Source organism: Flavobacterium collinsii, from assembly GCF_946903285.1.
GTDB classification, from domain to species: Bacteria; Bacteroidota; Bacteroidia; order Flavobacteriales; family Flavobacteriaceae; genus Flavobacterium; species Flavobacterium collinsii.
Window position 1 is genome coordinate 498,219 of record NZ_OX336425.1, and the last position, 12,790, is coordinate 511,008.

Sequence of the window (12,790 nt, forward strand, 5' to 3'; positions counted from 1 at the left end):
AAGTATTTCAGTCTTTTTTAATTTGTTGCTTTTTGTTATAACTTATAATTCATAATTTATAACTCAAAACTCTAAAAAAGTAGTCCCGGGCAGACTCGAACTGCCGACCCCTACATTATCAGTGTAGTACTCTAACCAGCTGAGCTACGAGACTCTGTTTTACTTAATTTTCATTATTTTTTAAATTAACAGCAAGAGTAAGTGAATGTTGTGATTCAGAACCTTCTAAATTAACATCTTTTTTCCTCAACGTGTGTCTCCACTAACATTTGAGGCTCTAGAAAGGAGGTGTTCCAGCCGCACCTTCCGGTACGGCTACCTTGTTACGACTTAGCCCTAGTTACCAGTTTTACCCTAGGCAGCTCCTTGCGGTCACCGACTTCAGGCACCCCCAGCTTCCATGGCTTGACGGGCGGTGTGTACAAGGCCCGGGAACGTATTCACCGGATCATGGCTGATATCCGATTACTAGCGATTCCAGCTTCACGGAGTCGAGTTGCAGACTCCGATCCGAACTGTGACCGGTTTTATAGATTCGCTCCTGGTCGCCCAGTGGCTGCTCTCTGTACCGGCCATTGTAGCACGTGTGTAGCCCAAGGCGTAAGGGCCGTGATGATTTGACGTCATCCCCACCTTCCTCACAGTTTGCACTGGCAGTCTTGTTAGAGTTCCCGACATGACTCGCTGGCAACTAACAACAGGGGTTGCGCTCGTTATAGGACTTAACCTGACACCTCACGGCACGAGCTGACGACAACCATGCAGCACCTTGTAAATTGTCTTGCGAAAGATCTGTTTCCAAACCGGTCAATCTACATTTAAGCCTTGGTAAGGTTCCTCGCGTATCATCGAATTAAACCACATGCTCCACCGCTTGTGCGGGCCCCCGTCAATTCCTTTGAGTTTCATTCTTGCGAACGTACTCCCCAGGTGGGATACTTATCACTTTCGCTTAGCCACTGAAATTGCTTCCAACAGCTAGTATCCATCGTTTACGGCGTGGACTACCAGGGTATCTAATCCTGTTCGCTACCCACGCTTTCGTCCATCAGCGTCAATCCATTAGTAGTAACCTGCCTTCGCAATTGGTATTCCATGTAATCTCTAAGCATTTCACCGCTACACTACATATTCTAGTTACTTCCTAATAATTCAAGTTTAACAGTATCAATGGCCGTTCCACCGTTGAGCGATGGGCTTTCACCACTGACTTATTAAACCGCCTACGGACCCTTTAAACCCAATGATTCCGGATAACGCTTGGATCCTCCGTATTACCGCGGCTGCTGGCACGGAGTTAGCCGATCCTTATTCTTACGATACCGTCAAGCTGCTTCACGAAGCAGTGTTTCTTCTCGTATAAAAGCAGTTTACAATCCATAGGACCGTCATCCTGCACGCGGCATGGCTGGATCAGGCTTGCGCCCATTGTCCAATATTCCTCACTGCTGCCTCCCGTAGGAGTCTGGTCCGTGTCTCAGTACCAGTGTGGGGGATCTCCCTCTCAGGACCCCTACCCATCGTAGCCTTGGTAAGCCGTTACCTTACCAACTAGCTAATGGGACGCATGCTCATCTTTTACCGTTGTGACTTTAATAGTAGAATCATGCGATTCAGCTATACTATGAGGTATTAATCCAAATTTCTCTGGGCTATCCCTCTGTAAAAGGTAGATTGCATACGCGTTACGCACCCGTGCGCCGGTCTCTGCTTCCGAAGAAGCATACCCCTCGACTTGCATGTGTTAAGCCTGCCGCTAGCGTTCATCCTGAGCCAGGATCAAACTCTTCATCGTATATTTTTTATATTATATTGCGATGCTTTATCTATCGGTTCTATTCGAATCTCTCGATTCATTTACTCTTATTCTTTTGTTTTAACATCTCTGTTAAAACGGCTGTCAATTCAATATGTCTACGAACGTGTTTCTTTTTATTGTTTCGCTTGTTTCTCAAAGCGGGTGCAAAAGTAGAAAACTTATTTCTAAATGGCAAGAGATTTTTGAAGTTTTTTTTTAAGAAAATTTCTTTCCTTTTTCCCTTCTCTCCCTACCAGTCTTTCAATGAGCTTCCCTTATTTTGCGGGGTGCAAACTTAAAATTTTCTTTCTTTACTCGCAAGCTTTTTAGAATCTTTTTTTGAAAATTTCTTTTCGTCTTAATTCGTTTGCTTGTCAGTATTTCAGTGAACGTCTATCGCTGTTGCGGGTGCAAAAGTAGTCACTTTATTGAGTTCTACAAGCTTTTTACCAAACTATTTTTGATCTTTTTTTAAACTTTATCTTAACACTCTGATAACACCCCTTTTACAAGTTAAACTATTTTCAGGTTTGAAAGGTTTTTCTCTATCAAATCTCATTCCCCATAGTTCCATCTTTTCAAATAGCCCTATTTTACTAGTCTCGCAACTTTTATTAACACTTATACCAAATCATTTCATTTTACCCTGCCAGCCATTACACTTCTATTTCACCCTCTTTCTCTCCTTTACCACCTCTTAATCTTCAGGTCCAAACATATTGTTACGGAGTAATATTAAAATCTACATATTTATACCTTTCAATTACACACAAACACAAAATCCCTTTAAAACATTTTTCAAGTTACCAATTACCAACATAACGGTTAGATTACTTTAAATATATCTCTTATAAAAAATAAAAAACACACACTTTATCCCTATCTAAAGAAGATTAAACATATTCCTAAAGAATATCTAAACTCAAAAGAATCCTTAAGAAAAGTAATGACACAGGATTTTCCCATTTACTGCCATCAGACTTATCTTCATATCACCCGCAGAAGATAACTTCTTTTTTTACAAAAAATTCAAAAACGTTCTTCAACATAAAAAGATAGCCTATCTAATAGTAACTCCTATATTATTTTAATCAACAAAACAGTAAAACATAAAAGATGCCACATCAATAATCATTGCAAAAAGCAAGACCAAAACATGCTTTCAAAATACAACTCAAATTACAAACCACTTTTACACTCAGAAACCAATTAGCAAAGCTTCGCAAGAGATTAGAATGAAACATCATTAACAAACCATAGATCAAGAAAATTAGCCCAATGAAAAATCCAAGAAGCCAAATGTAATTTTTAAAATAAAAAACATCTCCCAACAGTAACTATTAACCAACACTTGATTTATAGAAATAAACCTAAATAGACTCCAAAACAAATAAAATACACCTTGACTATCATCTGAATTACATACAAATATTTACACACACAAAAACAACTGATAAAATCATTTGTTTCGCAAAATTTACCTAATAGTACGAAAAAAGCAAATCAATCTAATATCAAACCTTCTAACACAATCTCTCGTACAATTACAAATCACAAGCAAATAAGCTAAAATAATTTTGATAACAGAATTACAAATACATCTGTTTAATCATTCAATGTTTAAATAAAAGCATTCACATAAAAATTCAGAAGTAACCAAAATATAGAATTCCCCTCATTCAGACAACTAATATCTACGCTTACTTTTATCACTCCACCACTTCTGGTATTAATTTTAAATATTCATTTACCCCTACATTTAGAACATCTAACTCTTTTCCCTAATTTCAATATTAGAACCCAGTCACAACGTAGCCAGCAGTTTAAATCATTGAGACACAATACAACACAACAATACCCATCCCAAAGTTAAAACCATGAACTACATTACACTCAAAATAAAATTTTAGAAATTTTCAACAACAAATTCTTTGTAGAGATCAGAAACTACGAAGAACCTCGCATTTACAGATCAGGTTCAAAAGTTGAGGGTTGGGCAAAAAAAATAATACACAGCTTGCCTTCATAAAGCAAAAGTATTTATAATCTATTACTATTAGAGAGCCCTAACAATAACATGATGCGAAGTGCCATGGATAATAGCGAGACTTCTAAGCTCCGCAAGAGCGAAACCCAGGCCTAAAAAAGACTCTCTTATTTTATGTGGCATTTCTCAAAATAAGCGTTTTTTTTTATTAAAACCTTATAAATTCTTTATACCTACTTATTCCCTTTCAAGGCAATATAACCCATTATCCTAATTCATGGTACGTTACACCATTTTAATACTTTTGACTTTCAGCCCTTTTTTAGACATTCCGAATACATATAAAATAAGGGAGCGTCAATTATAAAATCAGCTGTAATAAAATGATCTCTTATTTGAGACAAAATCTCAAAAAAATGAAGAGCCGAAATCATTAATAAACTGAATTAAACCAACAGCTTCGAGGAATATACAATAACCACAATGACAAACATATTGCCATGACCAAACTGGCACATTGGTATAGAAATATAGAAGAATCAGGTTTTAAAAACTTTAATATTCTACTCAATACCATAACTATTAATTACCAGTCAATCTTAAACTATTTTGATAATAGAAGTACAAATGCTTCGGCAGAATCTTTCAATACTAAATAAAAGCTTTTAGAAGTCAATTCAGAGGAGTGAGGAATATAGATTTTTTCTTGTTCAGATTATCTAATCTTTTTGCCTAATCCCCAACTTTTGAACCTGATCCAAAAAAAATCTGTCTCAATCCGCGTTTTCGTATAGCGAATCAGCACAATCCGCGATCTGTTTTTTAACCACAAAGTTCGCAAAGCATTACACAAAGCACGCAAGAATTTAAAAAGCACTATAAAACAAAAAACCCTATCCGATTTGGATAGGGTTTTAAAAAGAAAGGCGACGACATACTCTCCCACATAACTGCAGTACCATCTGCGCAGGCGGGCTTAACTACTCTGTTCGGGATGGGAAGAGGTGAGCCCCGCCGCAATAACCACCTTAAGGTCATTGTTGACGGTTGTTGGTTTATGGTTGTTGGTGTTTCCATCAACTACCAACCTTCAACTATCAACTGCAGCTTCGCTGCAAATATCTTAACATACTGAGATAAAGAAAAGTACTTTTATTTACTATTTTAGAAAGTTTCTCCCCGTCCGCCTTAACGGACGGGAAAAGGTGTACATAAGCTTACGGATTATTAGTACTACTCGACTATGACATTACTGCCTTTACATCTATAGCCTATCAACGTGGTCATCTTCCACGATCCTTAAAAGAAATCTCATCTTGTGGTGGGTTTCGCGCTTATATGCTTTCAGCGCTTATCCCTTCCAAACGTAGCTACTCTGCGGTGCCCCTGGCGGGACAACAGATACACTAGAGGTTTGTCCAATTCGGTCCTCTCGTACTAGAATCAGATCCACTCAAATTTCTAACGCCCACAGTAGATAGAGACCGAACTGTCTCACGACGTTCTGAACCCAGCTCGCGTGCCACTTTAATGGGCGAACAGCCCAACCCTTGGGACCTTCTCCAGCCCCAGGATGTGACGAGCCGACATCGAGGTGCCAAACCCCCCCGTCGATATGAGCTCTTGGGGGAGATCAGCCTGTTATCCCCGGCGTACCTTTTATCCTTTGAGCGATGGCCCTTCCATGCGGAACCACCGGATCACTATGCTCTACTTTCGTACCTGATCGACCTGTATGTCTCTCAGTCAAGCTCCCTTATGCCATTGCACTCTACGCACGGTTACCAAGCGTACTGAGGGAACCTTTAGAAGCCTCCGTTACTCTTTTGGAGGCGACCACCCCAGTCAAACTACCCACCAAGCAATGTCCCCCACATAGCGGGGTTAGGCCTCAGATAAACAAAGGGTTGTATTTCAACAATGACTCCACAACGCCTGGCGACGCCACTTCACAGTCTCCAACCTATCCTACACATCATTTATCCAAGGTCAATACTAAGCTATAGTAAAGGTGCACAGGGTCTTTTCGTCCCACTGCGGGTAAACGGCATCTTCACCGTTACTACAATTTCACCGAGCTCATGGCTGAGACAGTGTCCAGATCGTTACACCATTCGTGCAGGTCGGAACTTACCCGACAAGGAATTTCGCTACCTTAGGACCGTTATAGTTACGGCCGCCGTTTACTGGGGCTTCAATTCAATGCTTCTCCGAAGATAACATCTCCTCTTAACCTTCCAGCACCGGGCAGGTGTCAGGCCCTATACTTCATCTTACGATTTTGCAGAGCCCTGTGTTTTTGATAAACAGTCGCCTGGACCTCTTCACTGCGGCCAGCTTGCGCTGGCGACCTTTCTCCCGAAGTTACAGGTCTATTTTGCCTAATTCCTTAGCCATGAATCTCTCGAGCACCTTAGGATTCTCTCCTCAACTACCTGTGTCGGTTTACGGTACTGGTACTAATTACCTGAAGTTTAGAGGTTTTTCTTGGAAGCCCTTAGGCGCACTATCTCTTTGTCCGAAGACTCCGAGTACTATCGTATTTCCCCAAGATCTGTGGATTTGCCTGCAGATCTTATAGGTAGGTACTTCAACGAACTATTCCGTCAGTTCGCGGCGCTTTCATCACTCCGTCACCCCATCACAGTAATTAGTAGTACGGGAATATTAACCCGTTAGCCATCGACTGTCCCTTTCGGGTTCGCCTTAGGACCAGACTAACCCACAGCTGATTAGCATAGCTGTGGAAACCTTAGTTTTTCGGTGTGCGGGTTTCTCGCCCGCATTATCGTTACTTATGCCTACATTTTCTTTTCTAACCAGTCCAGCATACCTGACGATACACCTTCAACCCTGTTAGAATGCTCCCCTACCACTTACAGTCAGACTGTAAATCCATAGCTTCGGTAATACACTTATGCCCGATTATTATCCATGCTCGTCCGCTCGACTAGTGAGCTGTTACGCACTCTTTAAATGAATGGCTGCTTCCAAGCCAACATCCTAGCTGTCTGGGCAGACAAACCTCGTTCTTTCAACTTAGCGTATATTTGGGGACCTTAGCTGATGGTCTGGGTTCTTTCCCTCTCGGACTTGGACCTTAGCACCCAAGCCCTCACTGCTGAGAAACATTATATAGCATTCGGAGTTTGTCAGGAATTGGTAGGCGGTGAAGCCCCCGCATCCAATCAGTAGCTCTACCTCTATATAACTTTACGCTCAGCGCTGCACCTAAATGCATTTCGGGGAGTACGAGCTATTTCCGAGTTTGATTGGCCTTTCACCCCTACCCACAGGTCATCCGAAGACTTTTCAACGTCAACCGGTTCGGTCCTCCACTGTGTGTTACCACAGCTTCAACCTGCCCATGGGTAGATCACACGGTTTCGCGTCTAACACTACTGACTAAAGCGCCCTATTCAGACTCGCTTTCGCTACGGATCCGTGGCTTAACCACTTAACCTTGCCAGCAACGTTAACTCGTAGGCTCATTATGCAAAAGGCACGCCGTCACCCCACGAAAGGGCTCCGACCGCTTGTAAGCGTATGGTTTCAGGATCTATTTCACTCCGTTATTCACGGTTCTTTTCACCTTTCCCTCACGGTACTGGTTCACTATCGGTCTCTCAGGAGTATTTAGCCTTAGCGGATGGTCCCGCCAAATTCAGACAGGGTTTCACGTGCCCCGCCCTACTCAGGATACCACTATCTATTATACTCGTTACCCATACGGGACTATCACCCTCTATGGTGTCACTTTCCAGTAACTTCCGGTTCCTTGTACATAAAATCTCGTGGTCCTACAACCCCAATCATGCCGTAACATCATTGGTTTGGGCTAATCCGCGTTCGCTCGCCACTACTTACGGAATCACTTTTGTTTTCTTCTCCTCCGCCTACTTAGATGTTTCAGTTCAGCGGGTTTGCCCACCTATCGGTGTACTATGTCTTCAACATAGTGGGTTGCCCCATTCAGGTATCTACGGATCAATCGGTGTGTGCCCGTCCCCGTAGCTTTTCGCAGCTTATCACGCCTTTCATCGCCTCTGAGAGCCTAGGCATCCCCCATACGCCCTTATTTTGCTTATTGTACCAATCTTAAAATTAATTAAGACCGTTTTTTTTTGTCTTTTACAATAAATTGTAAAAAACGCTTTCTACTTTTTATTATTTTCTTATCTCAATATGTCAATGAACTTTATTAGCTGTAGGCTTTAAGCAATACGCTTTAAGCTTTCTTAGCTTACCGCCTAAAGCTTATAGCTTTCGGCTTTGTGGAGAATAACGGAGTCGAACCGTTGACCTCCTGCGTGCAAGGCAGGCGCTCTAGCCAGCTGAGCTAATCCCCCATTTTTAAATGATGAGTTATGAATTATGAGTTATGAATTCTCTCATAAACGCTCAACTTCTAAAATTTCCTTTATCTTAAGTATTTCAGTTTTTTTTAGTTTGTTGTTTTTTTATTATAACTTATAATTCATAATTTATAACTCTAAACTCTAAAAAAGTAGTCCCGGGCAGACTCGAACTGCCGACCCCTACATTATCAGTGTAGTACTCTAACCAGCTGAGCTACGAGACTCTGTTTTACTTAATTTTCATTATTTTTTAAATTAACAGCAAGAGTAAGTGAATGTTGTGATTCAGAACCTTCTAAATTAACATCTTTTTTCCTCAACGTGTGTTACCACTAACATTTGAGGCTCTAGAAAGGAGGTGTTCCAGCCGCACCTTCCGGTACGGCTACCTTGTTACGACTTAGCCCTAGTTACCAGTTTTACCCTAGGCAGCTCCTTGCGGTCACCGACTTCAGGCACCCCCAGCTTCCATGGCTTGACGGGCGGTGTGTACAAGGCCCGGGAACGTATTCACCGGATCATGGCTGATATCCGATTACTAGCGATTCCAGCTTCACGGAGTCGAGTTGCAGACTCCGATCCGAACTGTGACCGGTTTTATAGATTCGCTCCTGGTCGCCCAGTGGCTGCTCTCTGTACCGGCCATTGTAGCACGTGTGTAGCCCAAGGCGTAAGGGCCGTGATGATTTGACGTCATCCCCACCTTCCTCACAGTTTGCACTGGCAGTCTTGTTAGAGTTCCCGACATGACTCGCTGGCAACTAACAACAGGGGTTGCGCTCGTTATAGGACTTAACCTGACACCTCACGGCACGAGCTGACGACAACCATGCAGCACCTTGTAAATTGTCTTGCGAAAGATCTGTTTCCAAACCGGTCAATCTACATTTAAGCCTTGGTAAGGTTCCTCGCGTATCATCGAATTAAACCACATGCTCCACCGCTTGTGCGGGCCCCCGTCAATTCCTTTGAGTTTCATTCTTGCGAACGTACTCCCCAGGTGGGATACTTATCACTTTCGCTTAGCCACTGAGATTGCTCCCAACAGCTAGTATCCATCGTTTACGGCGTGGACTACCAGGGTATCTAATCCTGTTCGCTACCCACGCTTTCGTCCATCAGCGTCAATCCATTAGTAGTAACCTGCCTTCGCAATTGGTATTCCATGTAATCTCTAAGCATTTCACCGCTACACTACATATTCTAGTTACTTCCTAATAATTCAAGTTTAACAGTATCAATGGCCGTTCCACCGTTGAGCGATGGGCTTTCACCACTGACTTATTAAACCGCCTACGGACCCTTTAAACCCAATGATTCCGGATAACGCTTGGATCCTCCGTATTACCGCGGCTGCTGGCACGGAGTTAGCCGATCCTTATTCTTACGATACCGTCAAGCTGCTTCACGAAGCAGTGTTTCTTCTCGTATAAAAGCAGTTTACAATCCATAGGACCGTCATCCTGCACGCGGCATGGCTGGATCAGGCTTGCGCCCATTGTCCAATATTCCTCACTGCTGCCTCCCGTAGGAGTCTGGTCCGTGTCTCAGTACCAGTGTGGGGGATCTCCCTCTCAGGACCCCTACCCATCGTAGCCTTGGTAAGCCGTTACCTTACCAACTAGCTAATGGGACGCATGCTCATCTTTTACCGTTGTGACTTTAATAGTAGAATCATGCGATTCAGCTATACTATGAGGTATTAATCCAAATTTCTCTGGGCTATCCCTCTGTAAAAGGTAGATTGCATACGCGTTACGCACCCGTGCGCCGGTCTCTGCTTCCGAAGAAGCATACCCCTCGACTTGCATGTGTTAAGCCTGCCGCTAGCGTTCATCCTGAGCCAGGATCAAACTCTTCATCGTATATTTTTTATATTATATTGCGATGCTTTATCTATCGGTTCTTCTCGAATCTCTCGATTCATTTACTCTTATTCTTTTGTTTTAACATCTCTGTTAAAACGGCTGTCAATTCAATATGTCTACGAACGTGTTTCTTTTCTTGTTTCGCTTGTTTCTCAAAGCGGGTGCAAAAGTAGAAAACTTATTTCTAAACGGCAAGAGATTTTTGAAGTTTTTTTTAAGAAAATTTCTTTCCTTTTTTCCTTCTCTCCTTACCAGTCTTTCAATGAGCTTCCCGTGTTTTGCGGGGTGCAAATGTAATATCCATTTTCAAATCTCACAAGCTTTTTCGAATCTTTTTTTTTGAAAATTTCTTTTCGTTTTAATTCGTTTGCTTGTCAGTATTTCAGTGAACGTCTATCGCTGTTGCGGGTGCAAAAGTAGTCACTTTATTGAGTTCTACAAGCTTTTTATCGAACTATTTTTGATCTTTTTTCAAACTTTATCTTAACACTCTGATAACACCCCTTTTACAAACTAAACTATTTTCAGGTTTGAAAGGTTTTTCTTTAGTGAATTAGATTCAACACTATACCTTCCTTTGAAACACCCCTATTTTACTAGTCTCGCAAAGGCGCAAAGACGCCAAGTTTTGCTTTTTTGCCTTATTTTCTTTTGAAAACCCATCCCCTAGCCCCGATAGAAGTGGAAATCCTTTTGCTTTTTCCTTTAAAAAGCATAAGATTGAAACCAATAGCGGGAGAAAGCTCCTAAATACTCAAATTCCAAATCTCAAAGCTTCGACTTCGATCAGCTGAACAAAATCACCCCTTATATATAGGAACAGAAACAACAAACCCGACAGATCTTAAACCTGTCGGGTTGTATATATAACAGAACAACAAAATTACTCGAAACGAATGGCTTTAACAGGGGAGATCTTTGTGATTATATAGGAAGGAATTAACAACACTATGAAGCACACTCCAATCGTAAGCAAATTCAACAAAACAATATACCCCCAATTAAAATAGACTGGCGCCTCATTTACATAGTAGTTCTCAGGATTCAAACGAATTATTCCAAAGTGCTGCTGAATCAACAACAAAACAATACCAATTAGATTACCCCAAAACAAGCCTTGAATAATAAGATAAAAAGCATTATACAAAAATACCTTTCGAACTGTCCAGTTATTAGCCCCTAATGCTTTTAGAATTCCAATCATCTGAGTCCGCTCCAGAATCAAAACCAATAAAGCTACAACCATATTAATGGTAGCAACCAATATCATTACACCTAATATAACAATGATATTAAAATCAAAAAGCTGTAACCAATCAAATATATAACTATACTTTTCGATTATCGTTTTAGTATCTAAATTAGAAGATGTTTGATCGTAAATTTTCTCTCCCGTTGTTTTAATAGCATCAAAGTCCTTAATAAACACTTCAAAAGCACCAATTTGATCGGCACTCCATTTATTTATCCTCTGAATATGCCTGATATCACCAAATATATAGGTTGCATCAAAATCCTGAAATCCTGAGCTAAAAATTCCAGCGATTTTAAATCTACGACTATTAGGCATTTTACCCTGCTCCTCTTTTATAAAAAAGGTATTAAAACTATCCCCGACTTTAAGATGAAGCCGGTTCGCAAGAAACCTGGAAATCAACACATCCTCATTCAGAGCTTTCGCATAATCCGGCACCCTTCCTTCTACAAGATACTCTTCAATGTTCTTCCAGTCATAATCTGCCCCAACCCCTTTGAAAACTATACCTTCAAAAGAATTTTCTGTTCTGATAATTCCAGCCTTAGTAGCTATTGCCTGAATATGACTAACTTCAGGAACCGATTTGAAATTGGGATAAAAGTCTTGCTTTTTCGAAATTGGAATCAGCGTAACCTCGGAATTGTTATTATCGAAATTTGATATTATAATCTGCCCGTTGAAAGCGGAAACTTTATCCCGTATTTTTTTCTGCAAGCCAATACCCGTTGCAACAGAAACAATCATCATTATCATACCAATAGCGATAGCCGAAATAGCAATTTTAATGATTGGCGCCGAGATACTGCTTTTAAAATCTCTGGTAGTAATAAGTCTTTTAGCTATGAAATATTCTAAATTCAAATTTTAAATTGTCTTGAAATTATTAATTATATCCCTTCTGGATTCATTCGAATCAAAATTACATTTAAAAAAGCAAAAAAAATGCTTTTAAAAACAATTACGAATTATTTAAGATTTTACAAAGGAAGTTTCTTTTTCATTTCTTCTACTATATTGTAAGCAGCGGGACAAATCGCAATATTTTTTAATGTTAAGTCCGCAATCTGATGAAATTTTTTACGATCAGTATGCGGGAACTCCCTGCAAGCCTTCGGACGAACATCATAAATCATACAATAATTTTCACTATCCAAAAAAGTACAAGGCACGCTTTTTAACACATAATCTTTGTCCTCATCAATTTTGAGATATTGTTCAATGAATTGTTGTGGCTTTTGTCTGAATGATTTTGAAATCCTTTCGATATCAGCCAAAGTAAACAAAGGCCCGGTCGTTTTACAGCAATTAGCACATTGCAAACAATCTGTTTTCCTAAATTCAGCATCATGCAAATCCTGCATTACATAATCCAAATTCTTCGGTTGTTTCTTTTTAAGCTTATCAAAATACTTTTTGTTTTCGATATGCTTATCTTTGGCTAACTTATTTAAGTTATTTAAAATTTGCTTCAAGTTTAAAATTTAAAGTTGATGTGCAAAATTAAACAACTTTAAACTTGAA

At 40.6% G+C, this 12,790-nt stretch carries 3 protein-coding genes, 3 tRNA genes and 4 rRNA genes; 1 reads left to right on the forward strand and 9 read right to left on the reverse strand.

Annotated elements, in window-relative coordinates; all coding sequences use genetic code 11:
* Window positions 1–80: 80 nt before the first annotated feature.
* Both OGZ34_RS02305 and OGZ34_RS02310 read right to left on the reverse strand, forming a co-directional pair.
* A tRNA-Ile gene (locus tag OGZ34_RS02305) sits at window positions 81–154 on the reverse strand.
* 127 nt (window positions 155–281) lie between these two features.
* Window positions 282–1,795, reverse strand: a 16S ribosomal RNA gene (locus tag OGZ34_RS02310).
* A gap of 2,490 nt (window positions 1,796–4,285) precedes the next feature.
* Between OGZ34_RS02310 and OGZ34_RS02315 the strand changes: the two genes are divergently transcribed.
* Complete coding sequence (locus OGZ34_RS02315; protein ID WP_263362009.1) at window positions 4,286–4,444, forward strand: transposase; 159 nt, start codon at window positions 4,286–4,288, stop codon at window positions 4,442–4,444.
* Between the two features lie 262 nt (window positions 4,445–4,706).
* On the opposite strand, the gene rrf is transcribed toward OGZ34_RS02315, so the two are convergent.
* The 7 genes from rrf to OGZ34_RS02350 all read right to left on the reverse strand — a co-directional run bounded on the left by rrf (window position 4,707) and on the right by OGZ34_RS02350 (window position 12,741).
* Window positions 4,707–4,816 (reverse strand): 5S ribosomal RNA (gene rrf / locus OGZ34_RS02320).
* Window positions 4,817–4,992: 176 nt separating this feature from the next.
* Window positions 4,993–7,875: ribosomal RNA gene (locus OGZ34_RS02325) — 23S ribosomal RNA — on the reverse strand.
* A gap of 185 nt (window positions 7,876–8,060) precedes the next feature.
* A tRNA-Ala gene (locus OGZ34_RS02330) sits at window positions 8,061–8,134 on the reverse strand.
* Between the two features lie 159 nt (window positions 8,135–8,293).
* Window positions 8,294–8,367: transfer RNA gene (locus OGZ34_RS02335), tRNA-Ile, on the reverse strand.
* A gap of 127 nt (window positions 8,368–8,494) precedes the next feature.
* A 16S ribosomal RNA gene (locus OGZ34_RS02340) occupies window positions 8,495–10,008 on the reverse strand.
* The 16S, 23S and 5S rRNA genes sit together here with 2 tRNA genes alongside, the layout of an rRNA operon.
* Window positions 10,009–10,894: 886 nt before the next feature.
* The gene (locus OGZ34_RS02345) at window positions 10,895–12,130 is read right to left on the reverse strand and encodes an ABC transporter permease (protein WP_263362010.1); all 1,236 of its coding nucleotides are present in this window, start codon (window positions 12,128–12,130) and stop codon (window positions 10,895–10,897) included.
* 116 nt (window positions 12,131–12,246) lie between these two features.
* Window positions 12,247–12,741 (reverse strand): YkgJ family cysteine cluster protein, encoded by a 495-nt coding sequence (locus OGZ34_RS02350; protein ID WP_263362011.1) that lies wholly within the window; start codon window positions 12,739–12,741, stop codon window positions 12,247–12,249.
* Window positions 12,742–12,790: the final 49 nt, after the last annotated feature.